Raw genomic sequence first — 18,672 nt, forward strand, 5'->3', positions numbered from 1 at the left:
TTATACTAACAAATGAAAAAAATCAATTTGGATACAGCCTTTATTTTTTTATTAATCAATAGCCTAATTCTTTAATGTGCTTCCTGATTATTTTATATAACAAATTAAGATCAAAAGGCTTGGCAATATAATCATCAAAACCAGCTTGAATGGCAATGCCGTGAATATTGTGGTTACAGCTGATAGCAATTACCGGTAAATAAGGATGTTTTTCTTTTATTTTGTTTAGAATTGATAATGCTGCTGCGCCATTAATTTTAAAGTCGAGCATAACTACATGGGGCCTGGCTTTAGCTATTAAATCTAGAAAATCGTGTTCAGGCTCCATGATGGCATAAACCTGAAAGTTTTCTATTTCTAATGCAAGGGTAAGTATGTCCAATATGGCAATGTCAGTATCCTGAATGATGATTGTTTCCATTTTTTGAGTATTAACCAAAAAAGGAAAGCAAGTTGACGGGAGAAGTCACAGTTTCTGGATTGCTAAAGATAGTTGTTTATTGTGGTAGTTCTCCGCTTTTAAAGCGGTGTTAATTCTATTTTAATGATGCATTTTTTTTGTCTGTTAGATTTTATTTAATAGACCTAGAACTTTTGTGCTTTTTAGGTGTTAGCTTTTAATATCATATTTTTTAGACTAACGCTCATGCACAAGGCCCCAAGCTTAAGTAATAACCAACTTTTAGAAATTTTATCCTTCTCAAAGGAGGCAATGGCCATTTATACCACTCAAGATATTGTTATAGAAATGGCAAACGATGCGATGTTGGCATTTTGGGGAAGGGATAAAAGTATAATTGGTTTACCGCTAGAAACTGCGTTGCCCGAATTAAAAGGCCAGCCTTTTATTGGCATGTTACAAAAAGTTTTACAAACAGGCATAACAGATTCTGGTTTAGCCATACCAGCCGAACTTTTAATAGATGGCGAACTACAGACTTCTTATTTCGATTATGAATACCGAGCCATTAAAAATGAATTGGGAGAAACTTATTGCATTTTCCACACTGCAGCAGATGTTACAGAAAAGGTATTGGGTATGCAGGCCATGGAGTTGGCCCGAAAACAAGAAACTGCCTTGTATAACGAACAGGCATTAAATGAAGAGCTGGCTGCTTCAAATGAAGAGTTGGCAGCCATAAATGAAGAATTAAACGACTTGCAGGAAAAGTTACAAAGCCTGAACTCAGAATTGGAAGAACGGGTAAATGCAAGAACTAAGGAACTAGCTGATAGCGAAGCTCGTTTACGTTACATGTTGGCAGATGCGCCTGTTGCCATTGCAGTATTTAGTGGAAGAGATTTAGTGGTCGAATCTGCCAATAAAAAAGTATTAGAGGCTTGGGGTAAAACCGATGAAATAATTGGTAAACCATTACATATAGGGGTGCCAGAGTTGGTAGGTCAAGATTTTCTAACCATTCTAGATGAAGTGTTTACAAGTTCGCAACCTTTTTATGGAAATGAAGTGAGGGCATTAATAGAACAAAATGGCGTAATAGAAGAAGTCTACTCTAATTTTGTTTATCATCCCTTAAAAGATGATGCAGGTAGCACAACAAGTATCATGTTGGTTGCCAACGTAGTTACAGAACAAGTTAAAGCCAGAAAAGTAATTGAAGAAAGCGAACAAAGATTTCGTTTCATGCTCAACGCCATTCCGCAACAGGTTTGGACAGCTACGCCAGATGGGGCATTAGATTATGTGAATGACGTTATATGTGCTGATTTTGGAGATAGTACAGCAGAAATTGTAGGTAATGGTTGGCAAAAATATATTCATCCTGAAGATTTGCCTAAAGCGCTGATCCATTGGAGAAACGCTTTGGAAACTGGTACTGAATATTTAGTAGAATTTAGGTTATTATTTGCTGATGGAAGTTACAAATGGCATTTGGCTAGAGCTTTGCCTTTTGTAGAAGACGGACAAATTAAATCATGGATTGGTACCAATACCAATATTGATGTTCAAAAGGAAAATGAGCAGAAAAAGGATGAATTTATTTCTATTGCAAGCCATGAATTAAAAACGCCATTAACCAGTGTAAAGGCTTTTAATCAATTAATGTCGAGAACTAATGATCCAGAAAAGCTAACTAAATATATTTCTAAATCTGCCGAACACATTACCAAGCTTGAAAAGTTAATTACCGATTTATTAGACGTTACTAAAATAAATGCAGGTAAAATGAATTATACGATGCAAGCCTTTGATTTCACTGCAATGGTTAAGGAAAGTATAGATAATGTACAACATGGCACTAATACACATCAAATTGTTTTAGAGCAGGCCGATGCCATTGAATATCATGGAGACCACTTTAGGCTAGAACAAGTGATGAATAACTTTTTAACCAATGCCATCAAATATTCTCCGGAGGGTAATCAAGTTCTGGTTAATTGTAAGCTGGAAAATAACAATATTATTGTGTCTGTTAAAGATTTTGGAGTTGGGATTGAAGAGCATAGCCTCGATAAATTATTTGATCGTTATTACAGGGTAGATAATACAGCCATGCGTTTTGAAGGTTTGGGATTAGGTTTGTTTATTTCTTCTGAAATATTAAAGCGCCATCAAGGTAGTTTTTGGCTAGAGAGCGAATTAGGCAAGGGTTCTACTTTTTACTTTAGGCTGCCAATAGAGATGCAAGATGATGCTAAAACCATTATCAATACAAATGATCTTTATCAGGATGAATCGATAGTTATTTCTTACGATGCTGCAAATGCCCGTGTTGATGTAGATTGGAGGGGCTTTCAAGATTTAGCATCGGTACAAAATGGCGGTGCAAGAATCATAGCATTCTTAAAAAGACATCAATGTACCAAAGCGTGTAATGACAATACCAATGTGCTGGGCACTTGGTCTGAAGCGGTAGATTGGGCAGGAAAAGAGTTTTTCCCAATGCTAGAAGAAGCAGGTTTAAAACATTTGGCCTGGATTTACCCAGATAGTGTTTTCAATAAATTATCGGCTAAAAAAACAGTTGATATTGCACAAGGAGGTATTGTTACTCAGTTTTTTACTGATTTAGGGTTGGCGAGAAATTGGCTAGATAGTAAGTAAATCATTCTTAATTACTTACCAAATCTTCATTAACTAAAGATGTTAGTAACAATTTTATTATTCCTTAGAGTGGTTTAAACATTTTGGCAAAGTTGTTGTTTTAGAAAATGATTTAAGATATGGTTTCATCTGTGATGGGGCAAAAATTGGTAAATCATTTACAGTTAGGCTTAATTGTAAATATGTTAAACGCTCATTTAAAGCTTAAAATATGGCAAAGAAAAAGGCCACTGCGAAAGCAGCAGATAATTTAACATTTCTCAAAACCCCCACCGGAATAAATGGTTTAGATGAAATTACGTTGGGAGGTTTTCCAAAGGGAAGACCTACACTAATTTGTGGTGCAGCAGGTTGTGGTAAAACCTTATTTTCACTAGAGTTTTTGGTTAAAGGTGTCGAAGAATTTAATGAGCCAGGGGTTTTTATTGCTTTTGAAGAAAAGGCAGATGAACTAGCTTTAAATGTAACTTCTTTAGGCTTTGATTTAAAGAAATTACAAGATGAAAAAAAACTGCGTATCGATTATATTCATATAGATAAAAGTGAAATAGAAGAAACTGGAGAATATGACCTACAGGGATTATTTATTCGTTTGGGTTATGCCATAGATTCTATTGGCGCAAAAAGAGTTGTTTTAGATACTATAGAAAATCTATTTTCTGGCTTAACCAATGAAGGTATTTTAAGGGCAGAATTGCGAAGGCTATTTCAGTTTTTAAAAGACAAGGGTGTTACCGCTATCATTACGGGAGAAAGTGGAGAGAAAACACTAACCAGGCAAGGTTTGGAAGAATATGTGTCTGATTGTGTGATTCTTTTAGATCATCGGGTGGTTAATCAGATTTCAACCCGTAGGTTAAGGATCATTAAATATCGTGGCTCTTTACATGGCACCAATGAATATCCTTTTTTGATTGATGAAGATGGTATTTCGGTGTTGCCCGTTACGTCATTAAAGTTAGATAAACCAGTTTCAGCAGAAATCATTAATTCAGGCATTCCTTCTTTAGATAAAATGTTTCCTACTGGAGGTTTTTATAAAGGCAGTAGCATATTAACTTCTGGCACGGCTGGTACGGGAAAAACGAGTATTGCGGTTAGTTTTGCAGATGCAGCTTGTAAACGAGGAGAAAAGTGTTTGTATTTTGCATTTGAAGAATCGCCAGCGCAAATCATTAGAAACATGAAATCTATTGATCTTAATTTGCAAAAGCACGTTGATAAAGGGTTATTAAAATTTTATGCCTCACGGCCGACCATGTATGGTCTAGAAATGCATTTGGTGGCTATACATAAGGCCATACAAAAATTTAAACCTAATGTGGTGGTGTTGGACCCGATTACTAACTTAATTACCATTGGTAGTTTTAGTGAAGTAAAATCCATGTTGGTAAGGATGATTGATTTTTTACAAGAAAACCAAATTACAGTCATGTTTACGGCTCTAACCTTAAGTACGGTAATTAATGATCAAACGGATGATGGGGTGTCTTCTTTAGTAGATTCATGGCTGTGCATTAAGGATATTGAGATGAATGGCGAAAGAAACAGAGGTTTATATGTCATGAAGGCTAGGGGTATGCAACACTCTAATCAGATTAGGGAATTTGTAATTACCAATAAGGGCTTAAGTTTAGTAGATGTATACTTAGGCCCAGATGGAATTTTAACGGGTTCTGCAAGAGAAACCCAAATGCTGATGGAGGAAACGGGCCAAGTTTTACATCGCAATGCCCTAGGAAGGAAAGATAGAGAAGTTTTAAGAAAACGCAAATTGCTGGAAGCTAAAATTGAAAGCTTAAAAACAGAATTTGAATCGGCCGAAGAAGAATTAAATAAAATCTATATCGAAGATGAAATCAAACGTGGTGTGTTGAATAAAACACGCCAACAAATGACAGATCTAAGGTCAGGAAATAAGGATATTTAGCAGTAAAAAGAAAAGCTTGTGAGTAAGAAATATGAATTGAGATTGTATGTAGCTGGTAAAACGCTTAAATCAGTTACCGCTTTAAATAATCTAAAACAATATTGTGAAGAACATTTAAAGGGCGAGTATGTTATTGAGGTGATAGACCTATTAGAACAGCCTCAGTTGGCAGAAGGTGATCAGATTTTGGCTATACCAACATTGGTTAAAAAAGTGCCAGAACCGGTTAGAAAAATCATTGGAGATCTTTCTAATCAGGAGAAAGTTTTAGTCGGTTTAGACATCAGACCTAAATTATAAATATAAACAAATGAGTACAGAAGGCAGCTCACTGCAAGATTGGGGTATTGCAGCGGATGAGAAATTCAGCCTTCGGTTATTTGTAGCTGGGGCTTCATCCATATCTATAAGGGCAATTAGTAATTTGCAATCTATTCTAGATGAACATCTAAAGGATAGGTATGAATTGGAAATTATAGATATCCATCAGCAACCCTTATTGGTTAAAGAAGAAAATATTTTTGCAGTGCCTTTATTAATTAAAAAACTGCCATCGCCAATAAAAAGATTAGTTGGCGATATGTCTGATAAGGCAAAGGTGCTTAAAGGTTTAGGATTGGAGTAATTGAAATAGTATGGCAGAGGATCCAAAAACACATGAGGAATTATTAGCAGAGCTTGAAAGATTAAGATTTCAAGAAAGGCAGCAGCGTGAAACCTTAACTAGTTTAACCAATCAATTAGAAGAGGCAAATGATACACTAGAGGCTATACGAACAGGTGAAGTAGATGCTTTGGTTATAAATGGTGCCGATGGGCATCAAGTTTATACGCTAAAAAGTGCCGATCAAACCTATCGTATATTTATAGAACAAATGAGCCAAGGTGCCATCACCATTAATCAATCTGGTACCATACTCTATAGCAATTCCCAGTTCGCTTCTTTAATCAGTCAGCCACTTGAAAAGGTAATTGGGCAATCTTTCTATAAATATTTTATGGAGTCTGATATGGCTTTGTGTAAGGAGTTAGTAGGCAGTGCATGGCAAGACATTACAACTAGGGGAGAGCTGAGGCTGAAAGGAAATAATGGAGAAGTACCTGTTCTACTTTCCCTTAAAACACTAAATCTTGATGAGGGTATTTCTTTAAGTATTATTTTAACTGATTTAAGTGAGCAGAAATTAAGTCAAAGATTACTGCTAAAAAAGAACGAAGAGTTACTCATTGCAGAACAATTAGCCTCCCAATTAAATACCAATTTAGAGAGGGCCGTAAAAGCCAGAACACAAGAATTGTATAAAAGCCAACAACAGTTAAGTAGGGTGCTAGAAACTATGGCCGAAGGAGTAATGATTGTTGATGTGAATAGTAGAATGACTTATGCCAACAAGATGGCACAAGAATTTTTAGGTGTTAATGAAAGTGAATATCAAAATAAAGAATACCATAATCTTAAATGGCAAACCTATAAGTTAGATGGGGAGCCACTAAAAGCGGAAGAAAATCCAATCTATAGGGCTATGAAAACAGGTAAAGCTGTATATGATTTTGAAATAGCTTTACAGGCTCAAGGTAGAGCGCTTTTTTATGTTGCTGTAAATGCCGTTCCGATTTTTGATGAAGACAAAAAATTAACTGGTGGTATTGGAACTTTTGTAGATGTTACGCATAGGAGAAAGGCAATTCAGCAGAAGGATGATTTTATTAGTGTAGCCAGCCATGAGCTAAAAACGCCAATAACAAGTTTAAAAGCAGCACTGCAACTTTTAGATAGAATTAAGGAAAATCCTAGTACACATTTGCCGAAATTAATAGCGCAGGCAAACCGAAGTATGAACAAGGTTAGTAACCTAATTGAGGAACTTTTAAATGCAAGTAAAATTACTTCAGGGCAAATGCACTTAAAAGCCCAATTGTTTAAGTTAACAGACTTAATAGAAGAATGCTTGTTAAACGTAAATGAAAATTTTAAGTCTAAATTAAAAATACATGGCGATTTAGATCTAATTGTTAATGGCGATCCCAATCGTATTGAACAGGTAATCGTTAATTTTATCAATAACTCCATTAAATATGCGCCCAACGCTACAGCAATAGAAATTCTTTTAGAAAAAAACGACAATATTGCTAAAGTAACGGTAACAGATGATGGCCCTGGTATTCATCCTGATAAGTTACCTCACCTTTTTGAACGTTATTATCGTGTTGATGATGGGGGTGCTCAATATTCTGGACTAGGTTTGGGTTTATATATATCTGCAGAGATCATCAAAAAACACAATGGCGAAATTGGTGCCATTAGTGAGTTAGGTAAGGGCAGTTCTTTCTGGTTTACTTTGCCAATTGAATAGAATTTGATATCACTTCATGTTTTATAGCGATATTAGTCTGTCTTAAATCTATCATCAAATGAAAATAGCTACTTACAATGTAAATGGTGTAAACGGAAGACTGCCAGTTTTGCTCAGGTGGTTAGTAGAAACGCAGCCTGATGTGGTTTGTTTACAGGAACTAAAAGCACCCGATGAAAAATTCCCATTACAAGCCATAAATGAGGCTGGATATAACGCCATTTGGCATGGGCAAAAAAGCTGGAATGGTGTGGCTATTTTAACTCGTAATTTAGAAATAAAGGAAACACGCAGGGGCTTAGATGGTGAGGAGGATGATTTGCACAGCAGGTACATAGAGGCAATGGTGGGTGGTGTTGTAATTGGCTGCTTGTATTTGCCAAATGGAAACCCGGCTCCTGGTCCGAAATTAGATTATAAAATGCGTTGGTTTCAACGATTAACAGATCATGCACAAAAATTACTATCCTATAATTTGCCTGTTGTTTTAATTGGCGATTACAATGTAATGCCAACAGAGTTGGATGTTTACAAACCAGAACGTTGGGTAGAAGATGCTTTATTTAGACCAGAAGTACGCCAAGCATTTAAAAATCTAGTAGACCAAGGATGGACAGATGCCATTCGCACACTTTATCCAGATCAAAAAATCTATACGTTTTATGATTATTTCCGCAACGCTTATGCTAGAGATGCCGGGCTAAGAATAGACCATTTTTTATTAAGTCCGCAAGTAAAGCCCTTGTTAAAAGCAGCAGCGGTTGATCGTCATGTGCGGGGTTGGGAAAAGACAAGTGATCATTGTCCTGTTTGGATAGAAATAGCTGAGGTAACACAATAGATTTTAAATATTAAGAGTTTTTGTGAAATTAACCTCGTTTAGCGCTTTAGGGAATACATCCGGGTTTATTAAAAAATTAATGGTTAATTTTAGTTTCTAAATTTAATACCCAATGCCCTCAAGATCCCCAAGCGCAGAAAGTATCCTTAATGATATCAGTGTAATTAATAGTATTCCTTCAGTTGCACACATATTAGAAGTAGTGTGTAATTCTACAGGAATGGGTTTTGCTGCAGTGGCTAGGGTTACCGAAGATAAATGGATTGCTTGTGCAGTAAATGATAAAATAAGTTTTGGCTTGATACCTGGTGGAGAGCTTAAATTAGAAACCACTATCTGTAATGAAATTCGCCAACATAAAAATCCAGTTGTAATAGACCATGTAGCTCTAGACGAGCAATATTCGAAACACCATACCCCATTAATGTATGGCTTTCAAAGCTATATCTCTTTGCCAATAATGCTTAAAAGTGGTGCTTTTTTTGGAACTTTGTGTGCTATTGACCCCAATCCAAATGTTTTAAATACCCCCCAAACGATTGGTATGTTTAAGCTATTCGCAGAGCTGATTGCTTTTCATCTTGATTCGGTCATTGAATTGGAAGAGAGTGAATTTAACTTGTTGGAAGAAAGAGAAAATGCAGAATTGAGGGAGCAGTTTATTGCCATATTAGGTCATGACTTGCGTAATCCAGTTGGTGCTTCGTTAAATGCTGCTCAGCTTTTGCTAAAGATAGCTACCGACGAAAAGGTTAAAAGATTAGCTCAAATTGTTCAAAAATCTTCTTACAGAATCAATGGCCTTATTGAAAATGTATTAGATTTTGCCAGAGGTAGGCTTGGTGGAGGCATTAAGCTTGATTTAAGCGCAAGTGAGCCCTTGATTGAAGTTATTAATCAAGTAATTAACGAATTGAAATTAATTTGGCCAAATAGTGCTATTGAGGTAAGTATAGATTTAAAAGAAAAGGTGGTTTTTGATGGGAAAAGAATAGCTCAACTGTTTTCTAATTTATTAAGCAATGCATTGTCTCATGGTGAGGATAACGTCCCTATTATAGTTAATGCAACAAGTGGTGATGGGCTATTTACTTTATGTATTATCAATCAAGGTAAAATAATACCTGAGGAGATTTTGGTAAAGTTGTTTCAGCCTTTTTTTAGGGGAGCAGCAAAAAATGAGAAACAAGGATTGGGATTAGGGTTATACATTTCTTCAGAAATTGCGAAGGCTCACCGAGGGCAAATAAAGGTAGATTCTTTAGTAGATAAAACTTGTTTTACATTTAGTATGCCTACTAGGTAAGCTCATTGCATTAATGAACTATTGAACCAATATATTTAGTGCAAATAATGATCAACTCTTTTCACTAGATCATCAATATCAAACGGTTTGCTAATAAAATCTTCTGCATCACATTTTTGTTTAATTTCATGTACATAACTATGTGCCGACATCATTAATATGGGAATATCGTTGGTTCTTTTGTTCGCTTTTAGCTCATCGCAAACCTCAATTCCATTTCCATCAGTTAACATGACGTCTAATATCACCATATCAGGATGTGATGATCGCATTTTGCTTTGGAAAGATTTAACAGTAGGATAGGCCTTCACATCGTAATTTTCTTCCGTTAATAGAAAAGAAATTAATTCCCTGATATCATCATTATCCTCCAAGATATAAACGCATTTTTTCATTTTATTCTCCTTTAATTCTGTTAGTAAGCCCTAAATCTATTAATCTAACTAGTTAAGTGTCTTATTGTTTTAATTATCATAAACCAAAAAAGAGTAGGTACAATTAATATTTTTTGAAACTTGTGTATTTGCCAATTGTTAGTTATTTAAAATGAGCAATAGATAAATTTAATGTGATGGCAAAACAAGATGAAATTAACCCAGATGAAAAACCTGTAGGTTATGGGAGTTCAATTCAAACCAGTGGCTATGGGAACAAAAGTAGGCCTCAACAACCTTCTAATGAAAGACAACCGTTAGATCAAAACAATGAGCAAGAAGAAAGCGGTGAAGGGAAAGAAGATGACAGCAAATAACTAACCGACAGGTAAATTCTTTAACGTTTTTTGTACTTCGATTTTAATGTCTTGCAAAACCTCATTAGTTAATCTTAACTGGGTTTCTGATGCGGTAGAATCTGCCTGTTTGTAATTATACAAAGGTAAACTGCCCGGTACAATATTTTCAGGCTTTATAAAGATAAGGTTATTGTTTTCTTGCTTCAGTCCACCAATAATTCCTCCAAAATAAATGATCTTGTATTGATTATCCTTTGGTAAAATGGTCAATGTAATTACCTTTTCAGTAACTCTGATTTTTATATTAAATGGTTCCATAGCGCTGTTTTAACTGCAAACAAATTTTAGGACTTCTTGTTCGATAAATAATTTTATTTCTAATACTGGATCAGTTATGCGGTTGTTATTAAAAATGAGAGTCTTATTATTGTTAAATTTTGTTAAAAGCCAATGCTTAACACAAAAGAGAATTAAATTTGAATATGACTAAAAGAATAATCCTTCTACTGCTCATTTTAGCACCATTTCAATTACTGGCACAGAATTTCTTAACTGGAAACGTATTTGACAATGAAAATAGGGCTACAAGTATAGAAGGGGCAGCAATAAAAAACTTAACTACTAAGGCTTTTACCTTATCAGATAAAGATGGTCATTTTGCCATTACGGCAAAAATAGGCGATTTGGTTTCTTTCGGAATGCCTGGTTTTCAAACCGATACGGTTTATCTAGTTAATCTTTTTCCAAAAAATATATACCTAAGAGTAGAAGTAAACACCCTAGCCGCGGTTGATATTAAAGGTGTTAAAATTTCTCCAATGCTTAATGGGCTAGGCAATCCAGATAATAAACCTCCCGTTAAGACATTAGATTACAGTAAGGAAAAAGGAGGCTTAAGATTAAATCTGGGTTATGGCAGATGGCGTAAAGACCAAGCTAAAATCCAAGAACTAGAGGAGAATGATCGCATTCAACAAGAAATAACCAAAAACTTTAATGCCGAAACCGTAAAAGAAATACTTAAGTTTGAAGGGCCAGATGTAAAGGATTTTTTATCCCTCTACAGGCCAACAGTAGATCAAGTTAAAGCAGAAAAGCCATTTAATTATTCTTATTATACTGCCACGGCTTACCGTGCTTGGCTTAAATTGCCAGCAGATCAGCGGAAATTGCCACCTTTGCCTAAGTTAAAAGGGAATTAGCTTTAAAGATGGTTAACTGTTGAGTTGGGGAGGGGTGGAGTTGTTGAGTCGAGAAGCGAATAGTTGGTTAACTGTTTAAAGGGTTAACTGTATAAATTGTTTAAGCGGTTAATTGTTTAATCGGTTAACTTGTAGACTTGTATTAACTGGAATCACCAGGTATTAACATTCAACTCAACATCTTTACAACTCAACGACTAAGCCGGTAACAATTTAACAATTCATCAATCCAACAATTTCTTTATCACCCAATGAACTAGGGAAACTAATGAACCAATGATGCTAATGACTATTGAACCTACCAGTAACAATATTGCTCATTTATTTGAAATTATTCAATTACCATTTACCTTTATCACAAAATAAATAAACATGCTTAAAATTACAACCAAACAATTTTTAATGGCTGTGGTGCTTGGTATGTGTAGCTTAACTAGCTTTGCACAAACTACTACAACACCTCCAGCTACAAATTATGTTCCGTCTGATGCTTTCGGGCCATTATTTTATACCCAAAACGGAAATGAATTTCGTTCAGCCAGTGGTGCCCCAGGTGCTAAATATTGGCAAAACAGAGTTGATTATAACATCACTGCCAATTTAGATACTGCAAAAAACATGGTAAGTGGTACCATCACCATCACTTATAAAAACAACAGTCCAGATAAGTTACCTTATTTATGGTTACAGTTAGACCAAAATACCTTCAAAGAAACTTCTCGTGGTTACCAGGTAACTCCAGCACGCAGTCGTTATGGTGCGCAAGGCGAAAAATTTGATGGTGGTTATAAAATCGATGGTATAACTGTTTCACAAAAAGCAGCACCAGTTAAATTTACTTCATTGGTAGAAGATACGCGTATGCAAATTCGTTTAGACCAACCAATGGCAGCAAATGGCGATGTGGTTACTGTTAAAATGAATTATTCTTATGTAGTTCCTAAAGAAGGGTCAGACAGGACGGGTCATCTAACTACTAAAAATGGAGAGATCTATGCCATTGCACAATGGTTCCCTCGTATGTGCGTGTATGACGATGTAATTGGATGGAATACTTTGCCTTATTGGGGTGGTGGCGAGTTCTATTGCGAATATGGTGATATCAATTTCGCTATTACAGCTCCTGCAAGTCATATTGTAATGGGTTCAGGAGAGCTATTAAATCCACAAGAAGTATTTACTCCAGAGCAATTAAAAAGATGGAATGCAGCAAAATTAAGCGATGCAACGGTTCACATCCGCTCTGCCGCTGAGGTTTTAGATCCTAAGTCTCGTCCGGCTGTTGCCAAACTAACTTGGAAATTTAAAATCACCAATGCTCGTGATGCTGCTTGGGCTTCATCAAAATCATTTATTTTAGATGCTGCTCGTATCAATTTACCTAGCGGTAAAAAATCTTTAGCTGTTGATGCACATCCAGTTGAAAGTGATGGAATGGACGCTTATGGTAGAGGTGTAGAATATGTAAAAACTACAATTGAGCATTATTCAAAAATGTGGTACGAATACCCATATCCAATGGCTGTTAACGTAGCAACCAATATTGGTGGTATGGAATATCCAGGTATTGTGTTTTGTGGTTGGACTGCAAAGAAAAGCGGTGCTTGGGGTGTAATTGATCACGAATTTGGTCATACTTGGTTCCCAATGATTGTGGGTTCTAACGAACGTAAATACGGTTGGATGGATGAAGGTTTTAATACATTCATTAATGGTATTTCTCAAGCAGAATTTAACAATGGAGAATATAAGCCTGCTCGTCCAACTAACATGAATGCCATTGGTAAAAATAACATTGGTAATTTACGTTATGAAAACATCATGCTAATGCCAGATGGTATGCAAGAAGGTAACATCGGTATTAACTTGTACAGCAAACCAGGATGGGGACTAAACATTTTGAGAGATCAAATTTTGGGAAAAGACCGTTTTGATTATGCCTTTAGACAATACATTAAAAACTGGGCATTTAAACACCCAACACCTACAGACTTTTTCCGTTCAATGGAAAATGGTGCAGGTGAAGACTTAGCCTGGTTCTGGAGAGGTTGGTTCTTAAACAACTGGAAAAGCGACCAAGGTTTAGGTGATGTAAAACCAGTAATGAAAGATGGCAAATTATCAGGTTATACCATTCAAGTTAAGAATTTAGAAAAATTACCAATGCCTATCATTTTACAGATTACTACCAAAAGCGGTAAAAAAGATATCGTAAAAGTACCTGTAGATGTTTGGATGAAAAACACCACTTGGTTAGTTCGTTATGCAACTACAGAAGAAATTACTGGTGTATTAATTGATCCTGATAAGGTTTTACCTGATGGAAACCCTGATAACAATACTTGGAATGCAGATGGTGCAGCAGCAGCTTCTGCCACGCCACCAGCTAATTTAGATGTGTTTTTAGGTAATTATTCAAACCCTGAGGCACCAATAAAAGTTGCTATAACCAAAGCTAACGGTGGCTTATCGGCACAATTAGGGGCGCAGCCTGCTTTTCCTTTGAAATTCTCTTCAGGCACAACATTTGTATTTGAGCAAGGAAATTTAGAATTTACTTTTAATACTGCTAAGAGCGAAATGACTTTATCTGCGCAAGGACAAGAATTCGTTTTTACAAAAGATAAATAAGTAGTCTTGCTTGCGAAGTTTAATCGACGAATGTTGATAGACTTTGTAAGTTAAAGTTGACAAAATCCTGCAAATTAATTTTGCAGGATTTTTTTTGGCTGTTATAGCTGTAATTTATTATTAAGCGAATGAGAATGGTAAATTAAAATGCAGTTCAAATTAGATGCTTTTTGATTATCGCCATTCAATGTTTAGTTTTGTAATATGCAAACTCCAGAACAAAAAAACAATCCTTTACATGGTTTAACCCTAGAGTTTATTTTAAAGCAATTGTTTTTTCACTATGGATGGGAAGAATTGGGTAATCTGGTTAAAATTGCCTGTTTTAAAAACGATCCATCATTAAAGTCGAGCCTTAAGTTTTTGCGTAAAACTGATTGGGCCAGAAAGAAAGTGGAAAAATTGTATTTAAATACATTTCATTAAAACATTGGCTGTTTAATTAAGTTAATTAAATAGTTTAATTTAACTCCCTAAGCATATGAAGCTAGTTGTTTTTATATTTTCATTTATCCTTTTATTTCAATTAGTCGCTACTGCACAAATCCAAATCAAGGGGCAGGTTTTAGATCAAGTAACCAGAAAAGGCTTAGAGAACGTTGAGATACTCAATACATCAAGACGCATGACTGCCCAAACCGACACCAAGGGTGATTTTATCATTAAAGCTAAAGTTGGCGATGTAATTATTTATCGTTTAGCTGGTTACGATACTGATACAGCTTTAATTATAGATTTGAAACAGATTAGAAGATTTCTACATCCTTTATCTAATACCTTAAATACGGTAAGTATCTCTGGACAAGTAGATAGCAAAAAGCAATATGCCGATATTTATAATAAAGCGAATCCTGTCTTGCTAACACCTGGTAGAGGGTTGCGATTTTATCCATCTACTTTTTTTGGTAAAGAGGGTAAGGATGCCCGTAGACTTAAAAAATTGATTGAAAGCGACCAAGCAGAAAAAGAGATTGATAAAAAATTTAATGCTGTAACTGTTACAAACCTATTGCCTTTGAAGCAACCGGAGCTTGATGCTTTTTTAATGCTTTATCGTCCAGATCTTAAGTTTGTAGTTAATTCAGATGCTGATGACTTTAAGTTCTATTTGTTGGAGGCTTACGAGCGATTTAAAGCACTTCCACCAGACCAAAAGGTTTTACCTAACCTAAAAAACCCTTTTTAGGTAATTATTGTATTTGTCTTTTTACTAGTTATAGGTGTTACTTTATTATGTTTAAGCTGGAAGCAACATAAATTATTTAATTTAAGTAAACATGGAATACATTTTGTAAATTAGGCATTCAAATATGAATGAATGAAACGAGTTGCAATTTATCTTACCCTATTTTTAGGTATTGCTTTGTCTTTTGGTTTTATGCCTAAAGTAGAGAAGTCTAAAAGACAATCAGTCTTAATTTTCTCCCTAACAAAAGGATTTCATCACGCATCAATTGCTGATGGAATAATTGCCATTAAAAAGTTAGGTACTGAAAATGGATTTGATGTTGATACCAGTAATGATGTGAAAGTATTTGAGATAGAGAATCTAAAAAAATACAAAACGCTAATTTTTTTAAGTCCAACAGGATCTAATGTATTTAATGATATACAGAAAGCAGCATTAAAACAATACATTAATAATGGTGGCGGTTTTGTGGGTGTTCACGCAGCCAGTGATTTTTGCTATGAATGGGAATGGTATGGAAAAATGGTGGGTGGTTATTTTGAGAGTCATCCAAAAACCCAAGAAGCTAAATTAAATGTCATTACACCAAAAAATAAAATTGTAAAGGGTTTACCAAATTCTTGGTTACATAAAGATGAATGGTATAACTTTAAGGATTTTAACCCGGCGGTAAAAGTATTAATTAAGGTTGATGAAAGCTCTTATACTGGTGGGACAATGAAAAATGATCATCCTATTAGTTGGTATCATGAATATGATGGGGGAAAGGTTTTCTATACAGCTTTAGGACATACAAAGGAATGTTACACAGATGTATTCTTCTTAAAGCATTTGCTTGCGGGTATAAAATGGACAATGAAGTAAGGCGGTTTATAGTTGTCAATTTTCAGTTTATAGTTGTTTCTCTAGCTTCATTAAATCTTCATATAGTATTTGGACTTTAGTATTGTTAAACGATTTTAATAATCACTAAATCCATAAAAAAATGAAAGCAATTAAAGTTTTAATGATCGCTCTTGTAGCAGCATTCACAGTAAACACAGTAAACGCACAAACTGCACCAGCTAAAACCCCAAAAACAGAAAAAGCAGCAAAAAAGGCAGCTAAAATTGAGAAAAAAGCAGATACAACTTCGGCAAAAAAGGTTGCTAAAAAAGCTAAGAAATCAAAAAAATAATTAGCGAATTTGGTTAGATAAAACGCTGGCATTTTGTGCTGGCGTTTTTTTTGCAATTATTTTTTGCCTACGTTCTGATAAGCTGTTGTTAGTGCGTCGTTAAACATATCTTCTCTAATTTTATCTAAACTGAAGAGTGTCCAACCTTGTTTGCCCCATTTGTTTGGTACAGGGAAAATTATAGAGGGATCGTAAGCAGAAAAAACTGATTGGTCTATTTCATTTAATTTTAAGCAAGCCTGATTATTTTTTGCATCATAAGTAGCAAAAATCTTTTTTCCTATTCTAAATGAAGGCTTTTCGAAATGAGCCTGTTCATTTACATCTGTAAATGATAGCGCTAATTCTCTAAATAATTCTAAGGTTACCATTTTTAAAACTACAAAAATTTCTTCTAAACAGATTCTATTGGTATAACGCAAATAAATAAGCAAATTTATTTGCCAATCTTTACATTTCCTAAAACTAACAATTAATGATTAGAGTAAATGATGAAACGCCAACTGAGGTATTACAAGATATTAATGTTGGTAATTTAATTACTGATGGGTTTAGTAAAACTGGCTTGGTAGAAAGTATAGAAACTACAGATGATGGGTTGTACAAAATCTATGAGTTTTACTTAAATACAGGAAGAGTAATTACCACAAAGAGATAATCTTACTTTACTTCCAAATAACCAATCATGTCCTTTCTTCCCCTAACTGCATAAAGGGCTATTTTATTCTTGTCAATTGGCAGCGATATGTTAATTAAGGAAACGTATTTACTTTGTTTTTTATCCATTAATACTGTTCTTGTTAGATTACCATTGCTGTCAATAGTTCCCATAGTGAAAAAAGCATCGGCAGTGCCCCCTAATATGGTTTGACCACCAGAGCCAAGTTTGGTTTCTTTTGGGCGTTCATCAAGCCTTTGTTCCAGATTGTCATCTCTATCATTATAAAATAACAAAAGCTTATCCTTATAGGCCAATGTTTTAAAACTAGAGGCATTGCTGTTAACTAATGATTGTTGGAATTTTGGAATTCTTGTAATTACATTCGTTCCATTTGTTTTTACATTGATGTCTATAATATCTCCGTGTTCAAATACATAATAAGAGCCATATTTTGAACTTACCCAGTATACTCGTTTATATTCCAATAGAAAGTCTTGATCTCCATTTTCCCTTGTTACCCATTTAACAAAATCAAATGAGGCACCTAGGCCGCCATCACGTTCGCTATCGCTTCCTTGTTTATCTTTTTTAATGATTTCTAATAAATTTTCTGGAAAATTATTAATGTTGGTAGATGATATTGTTTTGGTTGTTGTATTTATTTTAGTAAGGAAGTATCCATTTACATTCCCATCAGATTTTTGCTGATGCATGCCAAACAATGTGAGCTCATTATTTTTTTCACTAGCAATCGTCAATGAATGCACAAACTTATCACCAATACTGATTAAAAATTCATGTGGAGTAGTTTCGTCTTTACTATAAAGTAAAAGTTTTGTTTTATAAGATGGTACTTTTTTTCCGGCTTTCCGGATATCCTCTTTATTGGTTTGGCTATCAAAGTGTTTAATCAATACTGCTACTTTGCCATCGTTTGTAATGAGCTGCCCGAAAATAATGATGTCTTTATCTTGATAGGGAAGTTGGATTGTCTTATCCCAAAGTTTTGCCATTTTGTAATCGTACACGCCTAAGTAATATTTTTCGGCTTCGGCCTTGCTGTAAGGAGATAAGCCCATCATTAAAACCTTAGTCGAATCTTCTGATAATTGATAAGATACACTTGATTGTTCAGATTTTTTGATTGCCTCCATTGTACCTAATGGAATATTTGCACCTTGATTTTTGAATGTTTTGATGTTTAGTGGCTGACAGTAAAAGCTTGTGGTTTTTGACTTTTTATCATAAATATTTGTAAAGAAATACAAGTTCTCTTTAATACTAAGCAGCTTGTCAAATTTAACATTGTCTTGATCTACATAGATGGTGTTATTAGCTATTTCAGTGAGGTTACTGTTATAGCCAGTCATAATTGGACTAATATCTCTGCCTTTTTGTTCGAAACAGAGTTTAATAAGTTCATTTGAACTTCCTCTAACAAAAGAATTATAAGTGACTTCACTTTTACTTTCTTGGCCCCAAGTAAGGGTAACATTTTGGGCGTGAGCTGACAGTGCCGCTACGGCAATGAACGAGAGCGTGATAAATTTTTTTAGCATTTAGTTTGTTTGTTGGGTAAAA

20 protein-coding genes are annotated in these 18,672 nt (G+C 34.9%); 15 read left to right on the plus strand and 5 right to left on the minus strand.

The features are described from left to right. Positions 1-55: 55 nt before the first annotated feature. Positions 56-421, minus strand: coding sequence for a response regulator (locus EZ428_RS20315; protein ID WP_131555039.1), 366 nt, complete (start codon positions 419-421; stop codon positions 56-58). A 225-nt stretch (positions 422-646) separates the two neighbouring features. On the opposite strand from EZ428_RS20315, the gene EZ428_RS20320 reads away from it, so the two are divergent. The 7 genes from EZ428_RS20320 to EZ428_RS20350 all read left to right on the plus strand — a co-directional run bounded on the left by EZ428_RS20320 (position 647) and on the right by EZ428_RS20350 (position 9,498). Next, entirely contained in the window at positions 647-3,067 is a 2,421-nt protein-coding gene (locus EZ428_RS20320; RefSeq protein ID WP_131555040.1) for an ATP-binding protein, read from the plus strand. A 211-nt stretch (positions 3,068-3,278) separates the two neighbouring features. Beyond that, complete coding sequence (gene kaiC / locus EZ428_RS20325) at positions 3,279-4,997, plus strand: circadian clock protein KaiC (protein WP_131555041.1); 1,719 nt, start codon at positions 3,279-3,281, stop codon at positions 4,995-4,997. Positions 4,998-5,015: 18 nt separating this feature from the next. Further along, the gene (gene kaiB / locus EZ428_RS20330; RefSeq protein ID WP_131555042.1) at positions 5,016-5,297 is read left to right on the plus strand and encodes a circadian clock protein KaiB; all 282 of its coding nucleotides are present in this window, start codon (positions 5,016-5,018) and stop codon (positions 5,295-5,297) included. 10 nt (positions 5,298-5,307) lie between these two features. Then, positions 5,308-5,622 (plus strand): circadian clock KaiB family protein, encoded by a 315-nt coding sequence (locus tag EZ428_RS20335; RefSeq protein WP_131555043.1) that lies wholly within the window; start codon positions 5,308-5,310, stop codon positions 5,620-5,622. Positions 5,623-5,632: 10 nt separating this feature from the next. Beyond that, the gene (locus EZ428_RS20340; protein WP_131555044.1) at positions 5,633-7,351 is read left to right on the plus strand and encodes an ATP-binding protein; all 1,719 of its coding nucleotides are present in this window, start codon (positions 5,633-5,635) and stop codon (positions 7,349-7,351) included. 58 nt (positions 7,352-7,409) lie between these two features. Next, positions 7,410-8,192, plus strand: a complete 783-nt coding sequence (xth, locus tag EZ428_RS20345) for an exodeoxyribonuclease III (protein ID WP_131555045.1) — start codon at positions 7,410-7,412, stop codon at positions 8,190-8,192. 112 nt (positions 8,193-8,304) lie between these two features. Then, entirely contained in the window at positions 8,305-9,498 is a 1,194-nt protein-coding gene (locus tag EZ428_RS20350; protein WP_131555046.1) for a GAF domain-containing sensor histidine kinase, read from the plus strand. Between the two features lie 35 nt (positions 9,499-9,533). Here EZ428_RS20350 and EZ428_RS20355 read toward each other — a convergent pair whose 3' ends face one another. Continuing rightward, positions 9,534-9,893, minus strand: coding sequence for a response regulator (locus EZ428_RS20355; protein WP_131555047.1), 360 nt, complete (start codon positions 9,891-9,893; stop codon positions 9,534-9,536). Positions 9,894-10,069: 176 nt separating this feature from the next. Here EZ428_RS20355 and EZ428_RS20360 point away from each other — a divergent pair, with 176 nt between their 5' ends. Further along, positions 10,070-10,249: a hypothetical protein gene (locus EZ428_RS20360; protein WP_131555048.1), complete on the plus strand. Its 180-nt coding sequence runs from the start codon at positions 10,070-10,072 to the stop codon at positions 10,247-10,249. On the opposite strand, the gene EZ428_RS20365 is transcribed toward EZ428_RS20360, so the two are convergent. Continuing rightward, positions 10,250-10,549: a hypothetical protein gene (locus tag EZ428_RS20365; protein ID WP_131555049.1), complete on the minus strand. Its 300-nt coding sequence runs from the start codon at positions 10,547-10,549 to the stop codon at positions 10,250-10,252. It lies immediately after the preceding gene. A gap of 164 nt (positions 10,550-10,713) precedes the next feature. Here EZ428_RS20365 and EZ428_RS20370 point away from each other — a divergent pair, with 164 nt between their 5' ends. The 6 genes from EZ428_RS20370 to EZ428_RS20395 all read left to right on the plus strand — a co-directional run bounded on the left by EZ428_RS20370 (position 10,714) and on the right by EZ428_RS20395 (position 16,430). After that, positions 10,714-11,433, plus strand: a complete 720-nt coding sequence (locus EZ428_RS20370; RefSeq protein WP_131555050.1) for a hypothetical protein — start codon at positions 10,714-10,716, stop codon at positions 11,431-11,433. Positions 11,434-11,805: 372 nt separating this feature from the next. Continuing rightward, positions 11,806-14,064 (plus strand): M1 family metallopeptidase, encoded by a 2,259-nt coding sequence (locus tag EZ428_RS20375; protein WP_165501843.1) that lies wholly within the window; start codon positions 11,806-11,808, stop codon positions 14,062-14,064. Between the two features lie 204 nt (positions 14,065-14,268). After that, positions 14,269-14,490, plus strand: a complete 222-nt coding sequence (locus EZ428_RS20380; protein WP_131555051.1) for a VF530 family protein — start codon at positions 14,269-14,271, stop codon at positions 14,488-14,490. 55 nt (positions 14,491-14,545) lie between these two features. Then, positions 14,546-15,250: a hypothetical protein gene (locus tag EZ428_RS20385; protein ID WP_131555052.1), complete on the plus strand. Its 705-nt coding sequence runs from the start codon at positions 14,546-14,548 to the stop codon at positions 15,248-15,250. A 132-nt stretch (positions 15,251-15,382) separates the two neighbouring features. Then, complete coding sequence (locus tag EZ428_RS20390) at positions 15,383-16,117, plus strand: ThuA domain-containing protein (RefSeq protein ID WP_131555053.1); 735 nt, start codon at positions 15,383-15,385, stop codon at positions 16,115-16,117. A gap of 121 nt (positions 16,118-16,238) precedes the next feature. Further along, positions 16,239-16,430, plus strand: a complete 192-nt coding sequence (locus EZ428_RS20395) for a hypothetical protein (RefSeq protein WP_131555054.1) — start codon at positions 16,239-16,241, stop codon at positions 16,428-16,430. A 56-nt stretch (positions 16,431-16,486) separates the two neighbouring features. On the opposite strand, the gene EZ428_RS20400 is transcribed toward EZ428_RS20395, so the two are convergent. Beyond that, a complete protein-coding gene (locus EZ428_RS20400; protein ID WP_131555055.1) occupies positions 16,487-16,801 on the minus strand; it encodes an MmcQ/YjbR family DNA-binding protein in 315 nt (104 codons plus the stop codon). 104 nt (positions 16,802-16,905) lie between these two features. Here EZ428_RS20400 and EZ428_RS20405 point away from each other — a divergent pair, with 104 nt between their 5' ends. After that, complete coding sequence (locus tag EZ428_RS20405; protein WP_131555056.1) at positions 16,906-17,088, plus strand: hypothetical protein; 183 nt, start codon at positions 16,906-16,908, stop codon at positions 17,086-17,088. 2 nt (positions 17,089-17,090) lie between these two features. Here the strand turns inward: EZ428_RS20405 and EZ428_RS20410 are convergent, their stop codons facing one another. Further along, positions 17,091-18,650, minus strand: coding sequence for a hypothetical protein (locus EZ428_RS20410; RefSeq protein ID WP_131555057.1), 1,560 nt, complete (start codon positions 18,648-18,650; stop codon positions 17,091-17,093). Between the last annotated feature and the right edge of the window lie 22 nt (positions 18,651-18,672).

Source organism: Pedobacter frigiditerrae (assembly GCF_004331645.1).
Classification (GTDB): domain Bacteria; phylum Bacteroidota; class Bacteroidia; order Sphingobacteriales; family Sphingobacteriaceae; genus Pedobacter; species Pedobacter frigiditerrae.